The 22,410-nt window shown below is 55.6% G+C and carries 10 protein-coding genes; 4 read left to right on the top strand and 6 right to left on the bottom strand.

Going from position 1 to position 22,410, the window contains the following annotated elements; all coding sequences use genetic code 11:
• The first annotated feature begins 335 nt into the window (after nucleotides 1-335).
• Nucleotides 336-2,489, top strand: a complete 2,154-nt coding sequence (locus tag LKE08_RS23185) for a Tex family protein (protein WP_324706641.1) — start codon at nucleotides 336-338, stop codon at nucleotides 2,487-2,489.
• Nucleotides 2,490-2,668: 179 nt separating this feature from the next.
• Here the strand turns inward: LKE08_RS23185 and LKE08_RS23180 are convergent, their stop codons facing one another.
• The 4 genes from LKE08_RS23180 to LKE08_RS23165 form a co-directional block, all read right to left on the bottom strand.
• On the bottom strand, nucleotides 2,669-3,478 hold the full coding sequence (locus tag LKE08_RS23180; protein ID WP_324706640.1) for a calcium-binding protein: 810 nt from the start codon (nucleotides 3,476-3,478) through the stop codon (nucleotides 2,669-2,671).
• A gap of 252 nt (nucleotides 3,479-3,730) precedes the next feature.
• Complete coding sequence (locus LKE08_RS23175; RefSeq protein ID WP_324706639.1) at nucleotides 3,731-8,842, bottom strand: Calx-beta domain-containing protein; 5,112 nt, start codon at nucleotides 8,840-8,842, stop codon at nucleotides 3,731-3,733.
• A 303-nt stretch (nucleotides 8,843-9,145) separates the two neighbouring features.
• A complete protein-coding gene (locus LKE08_RS23170; protein WP_324706638.1) occupies nucleotides 9,146-15,679 on the bottom strand; it encodes a glycosyltransferase in 6,534 nt (2,177 codons plus the stop codon).
• A 40-nt stretch (nucleotides 15,680-15,719) separates the two neighbouring features.
• Complete coding sequence (locus LKE08_RS23165) at nucleotides 15,720-16,943, bottom strand: class I SAM-dependent methyltransferase (RefSeq protein WP_324706637.1); 1,224 nt, start codon at nucleotides 16,941-16,943, stop codon at nucleotides 15,720-15,722.
• 159 nt (nucleotides 16,944-17,102) lie between these two features.
• Here LKE08_RS23165 and LKE08_RS23160 point away from each other — a divergent pair, with 159 nt between their 5' ends.
• Together LKE08_RS23160 and murQ are read left to right on the top strand one after the other, a co-directional pair.
• Complete coding sequence (locus LKE08_RS23160) at nucleotides 17,103-17,489, top strand: DUF3110 domain-containing protein (protein WP_324706636.1); 387 nt, start codon at nucleotides 17,103-17,105, stop codon at nucleotides 17,487-17,489.
• A 35-nt stretch (nucleotides 17,490-17,524) separates the two neighbouring features.
• Nucleotides 17,525-18,448 carry an N-acetylmuramic acid 6-phosphate etherase gene (gene murQ, locus LKE08_RS23155; protein ID WP_324706642.1) on the top strand — a complete coding sequence of 308 codons (924 nt, stop codon included), beginning with the start codon at nucleotides 17,525-17,527 and terminating at the stop codon, nucleotides 18,446-18,448.
• A 201-nt stretch (nucleotides 18,449-18,649) separates the two neighbouring features.
• Here murQ and LKE08_RS23150 read toward each other — a convergent pair whose 3' ends face one another.
• Together LKE08_RS23150 and cofH are read right to left on the bottom strand one after the other, a co-directional pair.
• Nucleotides 18,650-19,519: an oxaloacetate decarboxylase gene (locus LKE08_RS23150; RefSeq protein ID WP_324706635.1), complete on the bottom strand. Its 870-nt coding sequence runs from the start codon at nucleotides 19,517-19,519 to the stop codon at nucleotides 18,650-18,652.
• 56 nt (nucleotides 19,520-19,575) lie between these two features.
• On the bottom strand, nucleotides 19,576-20,715 hold the full coding sequence (gene cofH, locus LKE08_RS23145; protein ID WP_324706634.1) for a 7,8-didemethyl-8-hydroxy-5-deazariboflavin synthase subunit CofH: 1,140 nt from the start codon (nucleotides 20,713-20,715) through the stop codon (nucleotides 19,576-19,578).
• Between the two features lie 71 nt (nucleotides 20,716-20,786).
• On the opposite strand from cofH, the gene LKE08_RS23140 reads away from it, so the two are divergent.
• Nucleotides 20,787-22,271 (top strand): tetratricopeptide repeat protein, encoded by a 1,485-nt coding sequence (locus LKE08_RS23140; protein ID WP_324706633.1) that lies wholly within the window; start codon nucleotides 20,787-20,789, stop codon nucleotides 22,269-22,271.
• The last annotated feature ends 139 nt before the right edge of the window (nucleotides 22,272-22,410 follow it).

Genomic DNA, 22,410 nt, shown 5'->3' with positions numbered 1-22,410 from the left:
AACAAGCCATTTCCCATCAGTGGAGGCAAGGCTCTGTGCTTGCCCATCAACAAATTATCAACAAGCCATTTCCCATCGGTAGAGGCAAGCCTCTGTGCTTGCCCAAGGTAAATTATAGGGATTGACAATTCATAAATCGGGCAACCCGAGACGGTTGCCCCCACCCCCCATCAAAATAGTGCAGTTCGCTGACAAATTCATAAATCGGGCAACCCGAGACGGTTGCCCCCACTCCCCCATCAAAATAGTGCGGTACGTTACATTTCATTAACGCACCCGACTTTAGTATTACAATGGATCTGAGATCGCATCGATTCAGACTGAACGAACCTTCCATGCTCAACATTCCTCACATCCTCGCTCAAGAACTGTCCCTGAAAGCCTATCAAGTCGAAAATGCCTTAGAATTGTTCGCGGAGGGGGCAACCATCCCGTTTGTCGCCCGCTACCGGAAAGAGCGGACGGGTTCCCTCGACGAAACCCAACTGCGGGATATTTCCGAACGATATAACTATTTGACGGAACTCGAAGATCGCAAAAAAACGATACTCGAAGCGATCGCATCCCAGGGCAAACTCACCGACGAATTGCATGGGAAAATAGACGCCTGCCTGCTGAAAACCGAACTCGAAGATCTTTATCTTCCCTACCGCCCCAAACGCCGCACCCGCGCCACTACCGCCCGGGAACGGGGACTCGAACCCCTCGCCGATTTTATCGCATCCCTGAACCGGCGCGACGCCCCCGCCGTCTCTTTGGAAGCGGAAGCCGCCAAATATATCGACGCGGAAAAGGGGGTGAAAACGGCGGAAGATGCCCTCGGCGGTGCCGCCGACATCATCGCAGAAGCGATCGCGGAAACGGCGGAATTGCGGGCGGATTTGCGGGAATATCTGATGGAAGAGGGGGCGTTTGTTTCCCGGGTTAAGGATGACTACCCGGAGGGTTCCACGAAGTTCGAGATGTACCGAAATTTCCGGGAAGACGTGATGGAAATCAAGCCACACAACCTGCTGGCGTTGCTGCGGGGGGAGGCGGATGGGATTCTGAAGGTGGATTTAGATTTCGATGAATCTTTTATTTTAGCACATTTGGAGTCGAAAATTATCCGCAGCAAAAATCCTGAAATTCGACAATTTTATAAGGCGACAATCAAAGATGGGTTTAACCGATTGATGAAGAACTCGTTGATTAGTGAAATCAGGAGCGATCGCAAAGCCGACGCCGACATCGAATCCATCAAAACCTTTGAAGCCAATTTGCGGGAGTTGTTGCTGTCCCCCCCGGCGGGGATGAAACCGACGCTGGCGATCGATCCGGGGTTCCGGACGGGGTGCAAAGTTTCGGTGTTGTCGGAAACCGGAAAGTTCTGCGAATATCAGACAATTTTCCCCCACCAGTCCGCCAACCAACGCCAATCGGCGGCGAAAACGATTCGGGGATTTATCGATAAATATAATATCGAATTGATCGCGATCGGCAACGGAACCGCCGGACGAGAAACCGAGGATTTTGTCAAAGAAACAATAGCCTCTTTACCCAACAAACCCATTCACGTCATGGTGAACGAATCCGGCGCCTCGATTTACTCCGCCAGCGACGTGGCGAGGGCGGAATTTCCCGAGTTAGATCTTACCGTCCGGGGGGCGATCAGTATCGGGCGCCGCCTGCAAGATCCCCTGGCGGAATTGGTGAAAATTGACCCCAAATCCATCGGCGTGGGACAGTATCAACACGATGTCGATCAAAAATTACTCAAGAAAAAACTCGATGAAACCGTCGAAAGTTGCGTCAACTATGTGGGGGTGGAACTCAACACGGCGTCGAAGGAATTGCTGACGTTTGTTTCCGGAATCACGCCCGCGATCGCCCAAAATATCGTCAAATACCGCAACGAAAAGGGAGCTTTCAAAAACCGCAAAGAACTGCTGAAGGTGTCCAAACTCGGGCCGAAAGCCTTCCAGCAATCCGCCGGATTTTTGCGGATTCGGGGCGGCGCGAACCCCCTCGACAATACCGCCGTCCACCCGGAAAGTTACCCGGTGGTGGAACAAATTATATCGGATTTAGAAATCCCGTTAAATTCGATTTCCAAAACCTCCGACAAACTCAAATCAGTGAACTTGAAACGGTACGTCACCGATACCGTCGGCTTGCCCACCCTCAAGGATATTGTCGCCGAATTGGAGAAGCCGGGACGGGACCCGCGATCGGAATTCAAATACGCCACATTCCGGGATGATATCAAAGAAGTGTCCGACTTGAAACCGGGGATGCAGTTGGAGGGAATTGTCACCAACGTCGTCAATTTCGGCGCCTTCGTGGATATCGGCGTTCACCAGGACGGCTTGGTGCACATCTCCCAACTCGCCGATCGCTTCGTCGAAGATCCCAAACAGATCGTCCGGGTGGGACAGGTGGTAAACGTCCGAGTTTTGGAGGTGAATGAAAAGCTCAAACGCATCAGTTTATCAATGCGCGGCGTGTGATGGTGGGTTCGTTGTTGGGCTTGAATCCCACCCCCAATTCTGGATTCAATTCCGATCGCGATCGCCGCTCGTGCGGTGTCTTTTCCATCGGCATTTTTCACCCCCTCCCGCCCCGCTTTGGGGGGAGGAGAGAGGATTAAATCACAGGAAACGCGACAAAACATAGCCGTCAATTTCCTTTATAAAAATTGGAAATAGCTGTCGCCGAGATCGAGGGAAGATGCATCTTCGATGACGGCAAGGAGTTCGCGATCGCCGCTCAAATTCGTGGACAAAATTGCCGTTCCCGAAGGCAATTCAACGCCGGTTTCTGCCGAGAGATCTGCAGTGGAAACCAGTTGATAGCCATCAGCCGTTCCGAAGAGTAAGATGGTATCTTCACCGGAGTCAAAGTCGGCGACTCGGGTGTAACCTTCCCCGGCGCGGCTGGCCCCGATCAAAGTATCCTCGCCGCGATCGCCGAGGAGGAGGTCGTTGCCGCTGCCGCCGATCAAACTGTCGTTGCCCTGGCCGCCGTAAATTTCATCGTCGTCGCCGTCGCCGTAAATTGTATCGTTGTCCTGATTTCCAAACAGGACATCTTCCCCATCTCCCCCGTAGACCACATCGACGCCGCGATCGCCGAACAGGGTGTCACCGCCGTCCGAACCCACCACGATATCGTTATCTTGGCCGCTGAACAGCAGGTCATCCCCCCCCTGGCCGTCGAGAAAATCATCCCCCTTAAAGGAAGAAATGGTGTCATTGCCATCCCGGCCGAGGATCACGTCATTGCCGTCCGTGCCCAAGATTTCCTCCCCTTCGGAACTGCCGATTTCGCTGGTGGGGGGACTCAGGGGGGAGAGTTGATCGAAGTGGTTCCGAAAGAAAAAGACATCGGCGTCTGCCCCCCCCAGCAGGGTATCCACCTCCTCCGTCGAGACGGTCGGCGGTTCGAGGGGTTCTTCGGGCGTCTGGCCATTGTTGGTGTCTTGAACTTGGTCTTCCATTGTCCTAAAAAATTGACAACAATTTTGGTTCTACTCTGTATTTTCCTCCACCTCAATTTACCTTCGGGATATCCCGCAATAAAATTCAAACAATTTCAACAGTTTTTAATGTTTCCATCGTCGCCGGCGATCCCGATCCGATTTCGATTCACCGTCAATTGGGGGGGCGGTAGGGGCCGGGACATTTTTCCCCCCGCCCCTCCCCGCCGTATTTTCACAAGTTTTAGGGGGTTGAATTTTTGCGATTAAAAATCAAGAAAATCGAAAATAATCCGCCCCCAAATCCAATCCAAAAACGTCTGCGACCACAGCGATCGCCTCCACTTCCCCGACCAAATTTTCGCGGATGATCGCCGTCCCCTCGGGCAGTTCGGGAGGCGACAATTCCAGGCGGAAGCGTTCCGGCAGGCCGCTGAGTAAGATGACATCTTCTTCGATGTCGAAATCGTTAATTAGCGTGTACCCCTGCGCCCGGGTACTGAAACCCGTCAAAGTGTCATCGCCCTTGTCGCCGAAGAGGAGATCGCTACCCGTCCCCCCGAGGAGGCTGTCGTTATTTTGGCCGCCGTAAATCGTATCGGCCCCGCCGTCCCCGAAAATGACATCGCCTTCCTGGTTGCCGTAGATGACATCCGCTTCCGGGCCGCCGTAGAGGGTATCGCCGCCCTTTTCCCCGAACACCGTATCGTCCCCGCTGTTGCCGATGACGATATCATTTTCCTGGCCCCCGAGGAGGCGATCGCTTTCCCCCTGTCCGTCCAAGAAATCATCTTCCCGGAATCCCAACAGGGTGTCACCGTCCCCCCGGCCAAAGATGACATCGTTGCCGTCTTGCCCCGGCAAGCTGTCGGGGTCGGGTGTGCCAAATTGGGTGATGGGGGGACTCAGGGGTGCGAGTTGGTCCACGTTGCTGCGAAGCCAGAACACATCTGCTCCCGGGCCCCCGTTGAGGGTGTCCACCTCCACCGGTTCCGGAATCGTGGCGGGGACGACGTCCGCATTCGTCAGGGCGACGCGGCGGGACAGTCCGTCGAAGGTGGGGTCGTCGCCGGCGGCGACAAAATCGATCGCGTAGGGCCTTTGGCCGTCAACTTCCCCGTCCGCCTGCCCCGTCACCGTCACCGTCTGGGGGACATCCCAATTGTCGGGGGTGAACGTCAGCGCCGCGGGTTCGGCCACCCCCTCGCCCGGATTGGAACTCTCAACGGAGACGACCACATCCGCCGTCGGGGAACGCTCCAAAACGGCCGTAAATTCCACCGTCCCGCCGCTTTCGTCCGTCTCCCGCCCGGAGTCGGGGGCGAAACGAACCGCCAGATCGGTTTGGGCGCCCACCGTCACCAGAAATTCATCGGTGGTGGTATCTTCCCCGTCGGAAACCGCCAGGGTGACGAAAGCCTCCCCGCTTTCGCCCGGGGCCGGGGTGATGGCGACGGTGCGATTTTCCCCTTCCCCGGCCAAAATCATCCCGTCCGGGGGAATCAAAGTCGGGTTGTCGGAAGTGGCGGTGACGGTCAACTCCTGCGCCGGGGTTTCCGCATCTTCCATCGTAAATGGAATGGGCGGGGCGGGGAGATCTTGGAAAAAGGCGGTGTCGGAAATGTCGGTAATTGTGGGGGGAATATTTTCCGGTTCCTCATCATCTACGACGGTCAAAGTGGCGGTATTTTGCCGTCCGAAAAACACGCCTCCCTCGGGATCATCCAAAATCAGATCCACTGTTTCATCATCTTCTAAAATTGCGTCATCAACGATGGAAATCCTGACGGTTTGCACGATCTGGCCGTCGCCAAATTCCACAACTAAAGGCGAGTTATTGATGTAGTCGTCGGGGGAAGTTGCGGTGTCGTCGGCGAGGTTGACGTTGACGCGGAGGACGCCCTCGCTGCCGCCGTCGCGGACGAGGGTGAGGGTGGCTTCGGAATCGGTTTCATCTACTTGAAAGTCAGCCTCGGCGAACTGGATGCTGCCGACGGGGTTATCGTCATCTTCGATCGCCAACACGGCTTCACTCCGCGTCCCCACATTAGCGCCGCCGGTGGGGTTGTCGAGGCGGAGGATCACCGTCTCGCCATTTTCGGCGATCGCATCGTCTTCGATGGGGATGTTGACGGTGGCCGAAGTCTGGCCGTCGGCGAATTCCACCGCCACCGGGGAGATATTGGTGTAATCCTCCGGGGCGATCGCGGTTTCGTCTTGCAGGGACAATTCGACGCCGACGGCCCCGAAATCCCCCTCGCCGCGGGTAATGGTAATAGAAGCCGTGGGAATCCCCTCGATGACGTTATATTCGACACTTTCAAAAGCCAGGGTCCCCGGCGGGTTGTCGTTGTCCTCGATGGTGGCGGTGGCGGTGCGGTTCTCCCCGAACAGGATGCCGCCGGTGGCGTTGTCGAGGGAGACGGTAAAGGTTTCGGGATCTTCGCGGCGATCGTCGTCGAGAATCGGGATGGCGACGGTTTGGCGGGTCTGGCCGTCTTCAAATTCCACCCGCCGCGGCGATATATCAGTATAATCGTCCGGTGCGATCGCGCTGCCGTCGCGGACAAATAGATCCGCGCCGATACTCCCCGCGCTGCCCCCGGTGCGGACCACCGCCACTTCCAGGTTGGCCGTCCCCTCCGTCACCGTATATTCCGCCGCTTCCAGGGACAGGCGTCCGGGGGGATTGTCATTATCTTCAATGGTGACGGTGGCCCGCCGGGTCGCCCCGAAGCTGGCCCCCCCGGTGAGGCTGTCCAAAAACAGGCTGAACGATTCGGACCCCTCGAACACCCCGTCGTCAACGATGGGGACGCTGATGGTGGCCTCGGTCTGGCCGTCGGCCAATTCCAGGCTGACGGGGGAATTATTGATGAAGTCCCGCGGCGCCGTGGCGCTGCCGTTGGCGACCAGAACCCGGGTGCTGACGGCGCCGGAACTGCCCTCCCGGCGGATGACGGTGGCGGTGACGGCGGGGGTGCCCTCGGTGACGGTGTATTCGGCGTTTTGGAAAGCCAGGAGTCCGGCGGGGTTGTCGTCGTCTTCGATAGTGACGGCAGCCTCGGACCGTCGCCCGATCGCCGCCCCCCCGGTGGCATTTTCCAGGCGGACATTAAAGGTTTCGTTGGGTTCCGAGATCTCGTCGTCGGTGATGGGGACGTTGACGGTGGCCGAGGTCTGGCCGTCGGCCAACCGCACCGTCACCGGGGAAATGTCGGTGTAATCTTGGGGGGCCCGGGCCGTCCCGTCTTCCAGGTTCAGGGTGGCGCTGACGGCCCCTTCGTCCCCGTCGGTGCGGGTGACGGTGATGGCCGCGGTGGGTGTTCCCTCGGTGACGCGGAATGCCGGACTGCCGATTTCCAGGGTTCCGGGCCGGTTCTCGTTATCCAGGATGGTAACGGTGGCGGTGCCCCGGTCCCCGATGATCGCGTTGCTGGCCCCCCCGGTGAGGCTGTCGAGCACCAGTTCCAGGACTTCGTTTTCCTCCAAAACCGCGTCGTCGTTGATGGGCACGGCGAGGGTGACGCGGGTTTCGCCGGGGGCGAAGGTGACGGTTTGGGGGGTATTGTCAAAATCCTGGATGGCGGAGTCGGGGTCGAGGGGGGGCGTCGCACCGCTGGCGGTCCCCTCCCGGAGGTTGAGGGTGATGACGGAGGCGGCGGCGGTGTCTCCGGTGCGATCGAGGGTGATTTCCGCCCCGTCGGGGATTCCGTCTTCGTTGACGCGGTAGGTGGCGCGGCTGAAGTTGACGGTAGCCGGGGGTACGGCCGCGATCGCCCCCGAAAATTCCGAGGTGTCGCCGTTCGGATTCGTGGCCGTGGCGGTGACGAAATCCCCCTCAGTGAGGGCGACGGGGAGGTTGAGGGTAAAGCTGGCATCGCCGTTGCTATCTGTTGTAATTGGGGTTTCCCCGATCAAAGTTCGGCCCTGGCGGGTGGCGGCGGTGTTGGAGAAAAATTGCAGGGTGAAATTGCTCTCGGGGGTGCTGTTGAGGGTCCCGGTGAGGGTGGTACTCGTCCCGTCGGAAAAAGCCCCTGTGAGAGTGGGGAAGTTTTGCCCGGTGTTGGGGCCCAGATCGGCGTCGAGGGGGTCGTTGGGGGTGAGGTCGTCGTCGCCGAGATCGATGCCCAAACCGCCGTTGTCCGCGATCGCATTGCCGACGATGGTATTGCCGACACCCCGTTCGACGGCGATCGCATCCCGGCGGTTGAAGGCGATCGTGTTGTTGGAAATGGCGTTATCCCCGGCGTTGATAAAGATCCCCCAGCGGCCGTTGCCCAGGTCGGCGGTCCCGGCCAGGTCGGTGCCGATGGCGTTGCCCCGAATTTGGTTGCCGGTGGCGTTTGCCCCCGCAATTAAAATCCCCGTGAAGGTATGTCCGGAGATGATATTGGGATTTTCGGGGGTGCCGATGATGTTGTCGGGGGACTCGGAGATGGAGATGCCGAACCCATTCCCCAGGGCTGTGGCACCCCGGCTGTCGGTGCCGATATAGTTCCCTTCGATGACGTTGCCGCCCCCCCCGATCACTTCGATGCCGAAAGCCGGAAACCGGTTAATAACCAGCCCCCGGACGGTGCTGTTGCCGCCGGTCAGGGTCAGGCCAGAGCCCCCGCCGGCTTGGCTGCCGTCGAGTTCGATGACGGGGGTGCCCCGGAAGCCACTTTGGGAGGTGCCGTCGATGGTGACGGGGCTTGTAATGGCGGGGAGGGGCGACTGGGGGCGGATTGTGTAGGTGTCGGTATTGAAATTGAAGTTGGGATCGAGGATGAATAAGTCAAACCGGATCTCGTCGGCTTCGGGACTGGCGTTGGCGTCCGCGATCGCCTGCCGCAGGGAACCGGGGCCGTCGTCGGCGGTGGTGGTGACGGTGAAGGTGGCGAAGGTGCCGGGGTAGGTTTGCCGCACTCGGGGGGTGAAGGGGGACGGGGAAAGGATCTCGCCGATCTGATAATCGAGATCCCAGGTTCCTCCACCGGCTGGGTTGCCGACAATACGGGTGGATGCGGCGATCGCGACGCCGGTGAGTCGGTGCAGGTTTTGCAGGAATTTCTGTCCCCGGTTGCGGGCGAAGTTGCAGGCGTAGAGGCAGATTTCGCCGACGTCCCACTGTCGCAGGGTGTCGGCATCGGGGGGGGTGTCGCCTAGGTCGAGGTGGCCGTCGGAACCGTGGCAAATGAGATGTAAACTCCGGGTGGGGACGCGGCGGATGGCGTCTGCAATTTGGCTGACGGGATCGCCATCGCCCAGGTGGAGCACGCGGACACCGGGGATGAGGCCGGCGGCGAGGCGTTCGGGTTCGTCAACTCGGGGGGCGATCGCCACCAGGATTTCGGCGGGTTGCAGGTTGTCTTGGATTGCGGTTTGGATGTGTCGTTGCATTATCACTCTCTCGGCTGACGGTAGGTTAACCCGGGTGGGGTGAACGGGGGATCGACGATCCTTTGCGGGCCTTCTGGCCATCCGTCCGGAATTTTGGCGGGCGGATGCGGAGAAAATTCATTCGCCGCACAACAAAAGTGATCAGAAGTTTAACAATAGAAACGAATTTTTATGGTGTATTGTTTCCATTCCAATTAGTCAAACCCCGCTGGGGTCTAACCCCTCATTTTTCGGAGTGGGGGAGTTTAACCACTCCAGGCACAGAGGACACGGAGAGGTTTTCTGGTTTCGATGTAAATGGGATTATTGCGTCCGATTTTCTGCGGCGACGGTCGCGATTTCATTTAGGATTTGGGCGAGATTTTTGGAGGGTTTGATATTATCTTTTATTTCGGAATAATAATTTTGGATGATTTCGTCCATCCGGCGGCGCTGTTTTTGCCGAAATTTGGGGTTGTTTCCGAGGGTGATTGCGAGTTGTATATAGGTGCGATCGTCGGGGGCGATTAAGTCGGAGACTCCCATTTCCCGCAGCAATGCTGCCCCCAGTGAGTGGTGGGGTTTCGCCCCGTTTTTGACGACGATGGGCAGGCCGGCGTTGAAGGCGTTAAATAATGATATGATATCGGATATCGGGTGGGAGTCTAGGTAGATATCGGCGAGTTTGAGGCAGCTTTGCAAGTCGGAGTTGCTGGGGGGTTCGTCGAAGTTTAACAGCAAAATGCGATCGGGATCGATCTGATATTTTTCGAGAATTCCCGTGCAGTTTTGCAGCCACGGCTTTTGTAGGTGGGCGCGATCGCTTTGATTCCAAAAGGGGTAAATTAACAGGAGAGAATTGGGAACTTCGGATAATATGCACCCCCAAGATTCGATTAATTCGGGTGTGATTTTGAGGGAATCGATGCCAGAAGCGAAAACAACGGCTTTTTTTGATATTTCTAAAGATAGGCGATCAAGGTCTAGGCGGGGTGGAGATTGTGCCGTCGCCCAGCAATAACCACTTTCCGCGATCGGCAAGATTTGGGGGTTAGCCGTATCGGGGCGGGTGAGATTGCTAAATATATGATAATCCACGTTATTCAATTCTGTCAATACCGGGGAGAGGGGAGTGCAAATTTGCACCCGGGCGAGGCGGTGTGAGGCTAAGTAAACCGGGGCTATCGTGCGGGTTGTCAGGTTGGCGGATATCAACAGAATATCCAACTCGTCTTGACGGATGAGATCAACCTGTTGTTCCAGGGAGTTGGGCAGTTTTTGAAAACCCCGGAATTTTTGTCGGCAGTAATTTTCGATCGCGTTTCCCGTGGCGACGAGGGAATATAAGATCACCTGGAAGTCATCGCCGAGGGATTCGTACATCGGCAGAGTCATCAGGGTTTCCGGGGTGGGGTGGAGGTGGGGGACGAGGATGCCGAGTTTGACGGGTTTGCGGGGAGGTTGCGGCGGCAATTCCCAGGCGAGGGTTTGGTTTTGCAATTCCATCACGAATGCCAAAATTTGCGATCGCATCCGATAGGCGGTTTCGGTGTCTTCCCGATATTGCAGTATCGTAAAATCCGCTAAATTCGCGAACAGGATGGCGACGGCGTTCCAAAGCTTGGATTTGGGATATTTGAAAATCCGGCTGTGGAGGAATTTGACAAATTCTTCCAAATAAGAACAGTATCGCGAGGTGGCGCCGGGTTCGCGAAAATAGGCGGGGACTTTCAGCATGAATTCCATGCTATCTTTAATCAGCCAGTTGGGGAAAAGGGAGAATTCGGGGAAAAACGGCATCTCGTCTCCCCAGCCGTAGAGTTGGAAGGCGAGAAGGGATTGAATTAAATTGAGATTATCGAATCCCAATTCCAGTTGGGTTTTGAGGGTTTCGACGAAGGCGGTTTCGCGGGGGGTTGGGGGGTGATATTTGAGGCTGGTGTTGGACAGCATTTTTTGGGCTTTTCCCAATAACCCGACATACTGCTGTTCCAGAATGGCGGACGGGGAATTCAGCCATTTTTGTGCGATCGCATTGCGGACGGTTCTCAGGTTATCGAGAATTTCGGGATAGGTATTTTCGTCGGCGGGTTGGTAGCGTTCGGTGAGGAGAAAGTGGGTGGCGGCGGCGAGGTATCGCAACTCGGCGGGGAGGGTTTGGAAGCAGGAGTCGAAGGCGAGTTTTTGATAAAATTTGACTTGATCGGATACGCCGGAATGGGCGTTTTTGAGGGTTTGCTGTTGGAGGTGGAGGCGAAAGTGGGATAAGGGTTGGTTGACGAAGCCGACTTTGTAGCGAGTGAGGATTCTCAGCCACAATTCCAAATCCACCAACTGCCGGAGTTCGGGATCGAATCCGCCGACGGTTTGGAAGACTTCCCGCCGCAGGAGGACGACGCTGGGTTCGCCGATTTTGTTGAGGGGAATTTCCAGGATATTGGGATCGGATAGCAATTCCCACCCCCACTGAACGGGTTGTAAGTTTGTCCAGGATTGGTGCAGGTTTTGACAGCCGTTGTAAACTGTCATCAGGGCTTGATTTTCTTCCGCACCTTCTGATAGAATTAAATTGCGGGGGGAGAAGACAAGACCGATTTTTTCGTCCGTTTCCGCTAGTTCCACCAGCTTTTCGATGCAGTCCGATTCGAGGATATCGTCCTGAAACAGGAATTTGACGTATTTGCCTTTGGCTTGGGACAGGCAGAAATTGCAGTTTTGGGCGAGTCCAAAGGGTTGTTGGTGTTGGAATAGGGAAACGTTCTCGGGGGACTGGCTGGCGAACTGTCGGGCGATCGCCAAACTGCGATCTTCGGAACAATCGTCGGCGATGATAATTTCCAGATTCGGATAGGTTTGGGAGGCGAGACTTTTCAGCGTCGCCGGGAGGTGGGTTTCGCCGTTGTGGAGGGGGATGCAAACGCTGACTAAGGGTTCATTCATTTTGGGTTTAATTTGGGGAACTTCGGAAACATCTGGAATCGTAAAATCGGCTTCCCGGAGGAGTTGCCGATATCCCGCCAGCATCTCATCGAAGGATGTCAGGCTGGCGAGGACGGGGGGGGAATTGGCGGCGAAGCGATCGCGGAGATTTTGTGAATTTAACAGGGTGGTTATGGCGATCGCCAACTCTTCGATATTTCCCGGCTGATAAAATAGGGCATTGACTCCGGGCTGCAACTGTTCTTTCACCCCGAAAACCGGAGTCGCGACGATGGGGAGTCCCGACGCCATTGCTTCCAGGATGACGCGGGGGAAACTTTCGACGCGGGAGGTGAAGACAAACAGATCCGCCGCCCGATAGTATTTAATCGTATCGGAAGTTTCGGGAACAATTTCGATCCGCGATCGCAGACTTTCCGGCAGACTGGCAACGTCGGCATGGAGTTTTTCGCTATAGGGACCCGGGCGATCGCCCACGACAAACACCCGTATTTGCTGTTGCAATTCCGGGGAAAGTTGCCGCAACGCCGGGGGGAGATCCCGCTGTCCCTTGCGATCGCAAACCGTCCCCAAGGATAATATGACGATTTCCGAGTCGGAAACCCCCAATTCCCGCCTCGCCGCCTCCCGCGTCCGCCGTCTCGCCGCCGCCTCCCACGTTTCCCGGTTAAAACCATTGTGGATAACGGTAAAATTATGCGATCCGTTCAACGCCAAATACTGATCTCGCGACGCATCGGAAACGAACACCACCCGATAGGGAATTGCAAAGCATTCCAACCCCCGGCGGGCGATTTCGGGACCGTAACTATCCAGCCATTCGGCATAAAATTTTTGGGGCTCGCTTTCATGGATATTCCAGATGCAAGGAATGCCCATTTTGCGGGCACAGTCCACCATAAAGAAGTTGTCGAGGGTGTTGACATACATGACATCGACGGGATGTTTCATCAACTCGGCGGCGAGTTGAGAGATTGCCGTTTCGTAGCCTTCCAAAGTGTAGATATTGCGGAGGGGATGGCGTCCATAAACGGTAACGGGAATCTGATTTTCTTCGTAGGCTTCCCGCAGGATTCCGTCTCCCAAACAAAAGGCGGTGGGTTCAACCGTGTCGGTTTTTAAAAACGCGATCGCCAGTTCGTATTGATGCAGGGGCGCCCCCGTCAGATCCAAAGCGTTACTCGCCATCAAAACCCGAATTTTGCGATTATCATGATTTCCGATAAAACGGCGGGGCTGGATTTGGAACTGTTCGTTTTCGAGAGACAAGTGGGGATTGTAAAACGGATCGACTTTTCCCCGATATTTCGCCCGAAAACTCGCCACCTCTCGGGGATTGTCGGCGAAACCCCGCGACGCACCCTCCCGGTGAATCAACTCCGCGTCGGGACAGTAAACGCAGCGAAAACCGGCGTTTATCAATTGATCGCAATAGTCAACATCGTTGTACGCCACCGCGAATTCCGTCTCGTCAAATCCCCCCATTTCCAAAAACAACTCTCGGGGAGTCAGCAGGCAGGCTGCACTGAGGGCACTATAATTTTTTGCGACATTCAGCCCCCACAAATAGCCGGAACTCAGCCGCGACACCAGCTTGAAAGCGTGCCCCGCCAAACCGTGGTGGAGTCCGAAAATTACCCCGCCGTGTTGTATGGTTTGGTTGGGGAAAATCAGCTTCGCCCCCACCGCCCCCACATCTTTTATTTGCAGGTATCCCACCATCTGACTCAGCCAGTCGGGAGAAATCGTCGCCGTGTCGTTATTGAGAAAGAGAATATAATCGCCGTCCGCCATTGCCGCCGCCCGGTTCATCAGGGAGGCGAAATTAAACCCGCCCCCGCTATTATTCAATTTGATAACCCGGTGGGGTGTCTCCCGCAGATAGTCCAGGGTTTGCGGATCGTCGCTTTCGTTATCTATAATAATGATGCGATAGTTTTTGTAACTGGTTTTTTCCAGCGACTCCAGGCAGGGCTTCAGTAACTCCAGACTATTTTTAGTGGGGATTAAAATAGAAACCGATCGCCCCTCGTCGGGAAAGCGAATGTTGAAAATCCCGCAATGCGATCGCATCGCCCAATTCTGCTGATAAACCGTCCCCGAAATCCCCCGCCTTTCCAGGGTTTCCTGCAGGGCAGTTTCGGCGGCTGAAAAGCTATCGGGTTTGGCGGCACCCGATGCCGCCGTCGAACCGGGAAGCACCCGCCAATGGTATAAGATTAACGGCAGATGGGCGATATTTCGGGTGAGTTCAGATGCCCGCAAAACGAAGTCGTAATCCTGGGCACCGTCGAAGCGGGGACGCATCCCCCCCAGGCGATCGCACAAGGTTTTCCGAACCGTCAAAAGATGCCCGAAATACATATAAGATAACAGCAACTCCGGCGAATAGTCCGGTTTGAACTGGGGCGAGAACCGTCGCCCGTCCGTATCGATTTTGTCGTCGTCGGAATAGAGGATGTCGGTGTCGGGATGTTCCGCCAGGTAAAACCCGACTTCCCCCAAGGCATCCGGCGTCAGTTCGTCGTCGTGATCTAGAAATAGCAGAAACTCGCCCTCCGCTATCCGTATCGCCGTGTTGGTGGCTTGGCTGATATTGCCGTTTTCGTCCCGAAAAATAACCTTGACTTTCGGGTTGTCTTCTGCTATCGTTTCTAATAGAGAATGGATTTCGGGTTCGGTGCTGCGATCGTCCGCGATGCACAATTCCCAATTTTTATAAACCTGCCCGGTAACGGATGCGATCGCCCGCTGTAAAAACGCCGGCGGCGGATTGTAAACCGGCATGATTATCGAAATTTTCGGTAAGCGATCTGCAACCGTTTCTAACCGTTCTTCCAAATCCCGTTTCGCTTTCCCATTCCATTGATTGACTCTTAACCATGCCTCGTAGGGAGTCAACCGCGGCGGGGTGTGGGGTGGCAGAAATGGGAGGGCGGATTTTCTGTCAATTTTACCCTGCCGGGATTCCCAAATTTTGGCTTGGGCTCGATATCGTTCCAAATCGATTTGGGCGTCGTGGAGTCGGGTGTGCGTCCGTTCCAATTCCGTTTCCAACCGCCGATTCTGGTTCTCCCGTTGGCGAATTTCCAACCAGTCGGAAATCGCCCAATCCTGCGGGGAGAGAGACGCGGGGGGGGAAGCCCAAGATAACGCCGGTTCGCCGTTTAAGGGTGTCGCCCTGGCATCCAACGCCAAATACAAGTCCACCGCTTCGGGATAGAATCGTTTGATAATGCCCGGGCGGAAAGTTTCGGATATTTCCGTTTTCAATAACTCCGCTTCAAACGGGTTTTCCTCCGGCGAGGGAAGTTGGAGATTGAATTTTTCGTTGATTGCCGAGATGAGGGCGGCGGGGGAGTGGGCGACTTTGTGGAGGTGGACGATCGCGCATTTTTCCGGGTGGCGATCGCAAAATTTCAGGATATTTGTGTTATAATGTATCCAGGATAGAATTGCCAATTCCGGGTTTTCGATCAGGGCGCGATCGGTTCCCCGCCGATACAGCGAATCCGCCACTTCCCAGGGCGATCGGTAAATGAAAATAAACCCCGCCTCGGGCAGCAATTCCCGCCAGAAGTCCAAAAATAAACTCGTCCTCGGTTCCTTCCATCCCCACAAAGAAGGTTGGGATTTTTTGCCGATTATTTCCCTCGCGGGCTCGATGAAGGTTTCGGGCACCGGGATTTCCGACTGTCTCACCCAGCCGTCTGGATGGAAACCCTGCGATCGCAGGATGTCTCGGTGGAATTCGAGAATCTCTATATCCTCGAAATGTCCGCGAATATTGCCCCGGCTTCCGGGTAACAGGCGATCGCCTAAATTGACTCCAACCCGCCGCAGTAAGTCGGCGGTGAGGGAGGTTCCGGATCGGTGCATTCCGGTTATGATTAAGGGGGAGATTTTGGATTGATTCATCCGCAGATTTCGCAGATTTTCGCAGATTTTAAGGGGCGGGTTACTGATTGAGTATAAATTCCAGGGGGGCGGATTCAAATACCCATTCTAAGCCGAAATTGTTGGCGGTTTTGATTAGGATCGTGTCCTGTGGTTTGATTCTATCAGGTTTGAATCTTAAATGCCAAAATATTTTATCATTTTTTTCGATTTTGTCGGCTTTTACCTTCTCGACGTGGGACAGGCGGTTGTTGATTAAAACGGTGATTTCTGAAATGGTTCCGCCGGGGTTGATTTCGGATACCCATCCCCCCAACTCTAGGATACCTGCGGGGGTGAGGCGACAGCGTTCGAGTTTGCCTTGGGGGTGGTGATAATAGCGGAAATTGGAAAAGTCGATCGCGGGGGTTTTGGCGACTATATATAAGTCTTGATAGCGACAGATTCCTTTGGGAATGCGGTGATAAACGGCTGCACCTGCGGAGACTTGGGCGATCGCATTTTTGACGAATTCTTCTCCGACGTAGCTGGTTCCGTATTCTCCTAAATCGAGGGTTTGACTTTCGCTGGTGAGACAGAAGAGTAATTCCGAAGATGGGATCGCTAGGTGGGGGGGGAGGAGGGCGCGATCGTGAACGCTGAACAATAGTAAACCGTCGGGGTTGAGAAGATTATATAACACCCGCAGCCAATCTGAAAAGGTCTGTTTGGGCAGGTGGCTGAAAAAGGAACAAGCTAAAATACAATCGAAGGTTTGCGGACAGGAATAGTTTTCCGGTTGGGAGGTGGAAATAATGCCGTTGACTCCGAACTGTTCGGCTTGGAATTTGACCCCGTCGGCGTAAATGTCGGAGATCCAAACTTTTTCGGGGGGAATGGCTTGGATAAAAAACCGGGTCGATCGCCCGTAACCGCTGGCGAAATCCAGGAATGATGAAACAGTGTCGAATCCTTTAAAGTGCCAGTTGACGGCCTGTTTTACCGCCTCAAAAATGCGGATACCGTTGAAATAGTAGCGGACGATCGCCCGTGGGGGACTGCCCTGATTTTGCAGGGCGAATAAATACATTTCATCCCGATCACAAATTGGGGCTTTGAAGGTGTCGGGAAACTCGACCTGAGCGCGGATAAAATCTCGAATGGCTGGGGATTTGACGGGGGGGACGGTGGGTTTCATGTCCGATCTTTCCTGTCCTTGCAATGAAAAGGTTGCCGTCGGCGATCGCGATTCGACGGGCCGAATCTCAAAGGTTTCTGAAAAAGCGATCGCGAAATTGGCATCCATTCGACAACGATATCATGATATGATATTCTGTAGAAACGAAAGCAAAAAAAATGGAACGGAACCGATCTCCCAACCGTCCCGATCGCGATCAGCGAAGAAAAAACGACCATCTAGGCTGTAGAATAGACAAAAGCGTTGTTAAAAACCCGATTGACGATCATGAGAGTCTACGTGTTGCTGTTCAATGCCGGCACAGAAAATGAGGGAATCCACACGATTCAGATGGGCGATCGCAACAAAGTGTTGATGTTCGAGGAGGAGGAGGATGCGACCCGCTTCGGCGGCCTCCTGGAAGCCCAGGACTTCCCGAGTCCCAGCATCGAGATGATCGATGATGAGGAAATCAAGGAATTCTGTCGCAGCGTAGATTACGACTGGGAACTCGTCCCCTCGGGGGCTCTGGCTATCCCCCCCGAGAACAACGTCGATAATCTGGAGTGGGAAACCGAACCGGCCAAAAAAGAAGCCGAGTCCCAGGAAGAGGAGTCCGACTTCGACCCCGACGAACTCGAGAGCATCCGCCGCCGTCTCGAAGGCCTGTTGTAACCCCCTGAACTATTGTGAAAGACGATAATCCGAAAATGCACGATTTGGAGACCCGGGGGCATTTGTTGACCGAACAAGCCAACGCCGGCAGCGAAAACCTGGACCGCCTCAGTTCCCTGGAATTGGTCGATCTGTTCAACTGGGAGGACGCCCGCACCCTCCTGGCCATCGCCCACGCCCGGGAGTCCCTGGCCGCGGCGATCGACCTGACCGCCCGAGCCCTCAAAAAAGGGGGGCGCCTGTTTTATGTCGGGGCGGGAACCAGCGGACGCCTGGGGGTTTTGGATGCCGCCGAATGTCCCCCCACCTTCTGCACCCCGCCGGAATTAGTCCAGGGCATCATCGCCGGGGGAGCCGGGGCCTTAATCCGCAGTTCCGAGGAATTGGAAGATCGGGCCGAAGACGGGGAAAACGCGATCGCCCACCGCCAGATTACCGAATTGGATGTCGTCCTGGGAATTACCGCCGGGGGGACCACGCCCTTCGTCCAAGGGGCGTTACAGGCAGCCCAGAGTCGGGGGGCGACGACCATCTTTATGGCCTGCGTCCCCGCCGACCAAGTGTCCTTCTCCGCCGATGTGGATATCCGCCTGTTGGTGGGTCCGGAAATTCTCGCCGGTTCCACCCGCCTCAAAGCCGGAACCGTGACCAAAATGGCGTTAAATATTATCTCTACCAGTGTAATGGTGAAGCTGGGAAAAGTCTACGGAAATCGGATGGTCGATGTCGCCATTACGAATAATAAATTGCGCGATCGCGCCGTGCGAATTTTGAACGATCTAGCCGGAATCGAGCGAGAACAGGCTTCAGATTTATTGCAACGCAGCAATCAGTCCGTAAAATTGGCGCTGTTGATGCACTGGACGGGTTTGGATGCGGAAGCCGGAAAACGACGGCTTGAGGACTGTCAGGGGCAGTTGCGGGACGCGGTTTTAAAGCATCAGAAAAACTCAGATTAATTGGATTATTAAAAAGGGCGCAAGCTTGGTGCCCCTACGGGGTGAGTTTCTCGATTTTTTTCTGCGATCGCAATAAATACAATACCAATTAAATAATTATATCACGATCGGTGAGAATATGACGGCTCAGTTTCGAGTTTGACTCTCGTTCAAACAAACCGAGCAACTCTCCGTGTCCTGGAGTGCCTGGAGTGGTTCATTTCACCCACTCTCCAAAAACCGCCCCTCCAACTCCCGATACTTGGGAACATCAATCACCGCTTCAAACTCCGAAAACGACAGCAAATTATCAAAACCCGCCGTCGTCCCCCGACTTCTCAACTGTTGCAGACAATCCCGCATCGCCTTCGTCGCCGCAAACAAACCCGACAGGGGATAGACCACAATTTTAAACCCCAACTCTGCCAACTCCTCCCCCGACAAAATCGGCGTTTTTCCCCCTTCAATCATATTCGCAAATAGGGGAATTCCCGACAACGATTCGGCGATCATTTTCAACTCCTCCGCCGACTGGGGTGCCTCCACAAAAATCACGTCCGCCCCCGCTTCAAAATAGGCCCTTCCCCGAGCGATCGCCTCCTCCAAACCCAAGCTTGCCCGGGCATCCGTCCGCCCCACAATCACCAAATCGCTGTCCCCTTTCGCGTCAACCGCCGCCCGCAATTTCGACAAATATTCATCGACGGGAATCACCCGTTTTCCCTGGAAGTGACCGCACTTTTTCGGCCAGTCCTGATCCTCCAAAATAATCCCCGAAATCCCCTGTTGAATGGCATCCTCGACCGTCCGAATCACGTTCAAAGCGTTGCCGTACCCCGTATCCATATCCGCCACCAAAGGAATATCGATAGATTGGGCAATTCGACCCGCACTGTAGAGCATTTCCGTCGCCGTCAAGAACCCGTAATCCGGCAATCCTAACGTTGACCCAGAAATCCCAAAACCGCTGGTAAAGACTGCTTCAAAGCCGACCTGTTCAGCCAATTTGGCACTGAGACAGTCGTACACGCCAGGAAGGATTAAAATACCGGGTCGTTCGAGATAATGGCGGAAAGATTTTGAATTGGACATGGGTATCAATTAGGGAATAGGGAATGGGGAATCGAGCACTGTTCACTGTTCACTTTTCATTTCCCCAAAAGGTTATAAAGCGTATCCCGCTGACAGATTGGGCGGTTGATAGAGGCGATCGCACCTTCGAGATCAGCCACCGTCATGCAGGTTCCCCCTTGGGCTCCCGCCATCGTGGTAATGTGTTCCTCCATCAGGGTGCCGCCGATGTCGTTGCAGCCCCATTTTAAAGCCTCCGTCGCCCCCGACAACCCCAATTTCACCCAACTCGGCTGGTGGTTGGCGATCCAATTTCCCAGGAAAATTCGCGCCACCGCCGTCAGCCGCAGACTCTCGGATAAAACCGGCTGATCCCGTCCCACCCGGCGCCGCAGGGGGGCGGGGGCCTCCTGTCCCACGAAGGGGAGGGGGATAAATTCGGTAATTTCGGCCGGATAGGCGCGATCGCGGGCTTTTTGTTGCAGCGATCGCAATTGGTCCAGGTGGGCGATCTGCTGTTCCGGCGTCTCGACGTGGCCGCACAAAATGGTGCTGGTGGTGGGAACCCCGAGGCGGTGGGCGGTTTCCACGATTTCCAACCAGGTTGCCGTGTCGATTTTTTCCGGACAGATCACCCGTCGCACGCGATCGTCCAACACCTCCGCCGCCGTCCCCGGCATCGAACCCACCCCCCCATCCCGCAGGGCGGCGATCACCGTCTCGTAGCTACAACCGTCCTCTCGGGCGATAAACTGCACTTCCTGGGGGGAAAAGGCGTGCAGGTGCAAATCGGGAAATTCCGATTTCAGAGTTGCCGCCAATTTCACATAATAGGGCAAAGATTCGCCCCCAATTTTAGCTTTCGGATTCAATCCCCCCTGCATACAAATTTCCGTCGCCCCCCGTCGCAGAGCATCCGCCGCCTTTTCCAAAATTTGGGCGGTATCCAACCAAAACGCCCCCGCCTCCCCTTCATCCCGGCGGAACGCGCAAAAACTGCAATGCTGTTCGCAAATATTCGTAAAATTGATGTTGCGATTGACGACGTAGGTGACGGTTTCTCCCGCCTGCCGCGATCGCAGCCGATCCGCGACATCCCGGATGCGAAAATCCGACATCGGACCGTCCGATTTGAGTAATCTTACCCCCTCCTCCGGGGACAGATCCGCACCCTCCAAAGCGCGATCGAGAATCCTATCAACAGTTTGGGTTAGCATACAATTTGAAACGGACGACAAAAGGGCGAATACCATTCACCCCTACAATGATAATTATTTTTTGAATCCAGATGCCCGGAACATCTACCCAACTGTTTTTTCACCTGGTGGCAGCGATGATGTTAAAAACCGATGCAATTTTGACGAATTCGATATTAAGACAACGGATCGCCTTCAGACAAAGGTTTTGGAAGATTCAAATTCCGATCGCGATCGCCGCGAGTTCCCTGGTGTTCGCCCTCTCCCCCGCCGTCGCCCAAACCGACGGGGAACCGGAACCCGAAACCGCCCCCGCCGTCGAAACCCCGTCGGTGGCCGAAGATGAGCGACTCTACCAAACGGGAATCGAAGAATTTCAGAAGGGGGAATTTGAAGCCGCCCTCGATGCCCTCACCCGAGCTCTGGAAATCCGCCGGCAAGGGGGCGATCGCCTGGCGGTGGCGGAAACCCTGAACGCGATCGGGGAAGTTCACGCCAATTTCGGGCCCGACGATCGCGCCCTGAAAACCCTCCAGGAAGCCCTGGAAATCTACCGCCAAACCCCGGCGGCGGAAACCGACGCCGCCCGAGTCCAGACGGGGACGGCCCGCAGCCTGAATCTGATCGGCTTCGTCTACCGCCAACAGAGGGAACACTCGAGAGCCCTCGAACTCCACCAAGAAGCTCTACAATTGTCTCAAACGGCGGGCGATCGCGCCGAAACCGGGGAATCGCTGCACAATATCGCCTCCGTCTACACCAGCCTCGGCCAATATTCCGAAGCCCTCGACTACTACGAACAGGCCCGGGTCATCCGCCAAGAAGTCGGGGACCCGCGCGATCGCTCCCGCACCCTCAACAACCTCGGTGCCCTCTATTTCAGCATGGGAAACACCGAAAAAGCCCTGGAGATCTACCAGCAAGCCCTGGCCCTGCGCCGCGAAACCGGCGACCAAGCGGGGGTGGGGCGACTGTTGAGCAATATGGGCTACATCTACCGCCAAGCCGGGGATGATTTTCAAGCCCTGGTCCACTTCCAGCAGGCCGCGCAACTGATGGAAGCGATCGGCGACGGGGGCGACGCGGCCCGCATCCTCAATTTGATGGGGACGATCTACGAAAATCTCGACCAGCCCCCCAAGGCCCTGGAATCCTACCAGCAGGCGATCGCCCTAGCCCAGGACGCGACGGAACCGGCCCTGCTGGGGGAAGCCCTCGGCAACCTCGCCGGCATTTACACCGGCCGGGGGCAGTTGGACGAAGCGTTGGAAACCTACCGACGGGCCCTATCAATTTATCAAGACCTCGAAGCCCAGCCGGATATCGGCAAAACCCTCAATCAGGTGGGGGAAATTCACGAGCAGTTGGGCGACTATCCCCAAGCCTTGGAAAGCTTCCGAGCCGCCTTGGTCGCCCTCCAGGAGGCGGGGGACGAGGAGGGGCAAGAGGCGGCTCGCCAAAAAATCGAGTCGGTGCAGGCAAAGTTGACGGAGACGGGGAACGGCGAACCCGAAATTGAAGGAAACGCCGAACCGGAAATTGAGGGCAGCGCCGAAGAATTGATGCCGCCCAACTGATGTCAGATCCCAATCGCTGGGGTGTGTTCGGTACTCGAACCGGGTGGGGGGATGCGTTTTCTATCCCCTACACCCTACACCCTACACCCTACACCCTACACCCTACACCCTACACCCTACACCCTACACCCTACACCCT

Source organism: Lyngbya sp. CCY1209, assembly GCF_035615495.1.
Classification (GTDB): Bacteria; Cyanobacteriota; Cyanobacteriia; order Cyanobacteriales; family Microcoleaceae; genus Limnospira.
This window is presented reverse-complemented; position numbering and strand designations above follow the sequence as displayed.

What these genes read in the sequence shown, in the direction of transcription:
- LKE08_RS23185 (WP_324706641.1), top strand. Translation starts at nt 336, where the DNA reads ATGCTCAACATTCCTCACATCCTCGCTCAAGAACTGTCCCTGAAAGCC.
- LKE08_RS23180 (WP_324706640.1), bottom strand. Translation starts at nt 3,478, where the DNA reads ATGGAAGACCAAGTTCAAGACACCAACAATGGCCAGACGCCCGAAGAA.
- LKE08_RS23175 (WP_324706639.1), bottom strand. Translation starts at nt 8,842, where the DNA reads ATGCAACGACACATCCAAACCGCAATCCAAGACAACCTGCAACCCGCC.
- LKE08_RS23170 (WP_324706638.1), bottom strand. Translation starts at nt 15,679, where the DNA reads ATGAATCAATCCAAAATCTCCCCCTTAATCATAACCGGAATGCACCGA.
- LKE08_RS23165 (WP_324706637.1), bottom strand. Translation starts at nt 16,943, where the DNA reads ATGGATGCCAATTTCGCGATCGCTTTTTCAGAAACCTTTGAGATTCGG.
- LKE08_RS23160 (WP_324706636.1), top strand. Translation starts at nt 17,103, where the DNA reads ATGAGAGTCTACGTGTTGCTGTTCAATGCCGGCACAGAAAATGAGGGA.
- murQ (WP_324706642.1), top strand. Translation starts at nt 17,525, where the DNA reads ATGCACGATTTGGAGACCCGGGGGCATTTGTTGACCGAACAAGCCAAC.
- LKE08_RS23150 (WP_324706635.1), bottom strand. Translation starts at nt 19,519, where the DNA reads ATGTCCAATTCAAAATCTTTCCGCCATTATCTCGAACGACCCGGTATT.
- cofH (WP_324706634.1), bottom strand. Translation starts at nt 20,715, where the DNA reads ATGCTAACCCAAACTGTTGATAGGATTCTCGATCGCGCTTTGGAGGGT.
- LKE08_RS23140 (WP_324706633.1), top strand. Translation starts at nt 20,787, where the DNA reads ATGCCCGGAACATCTACCCAACTGTTTTTTCACCTGGTGGCAGCGATG.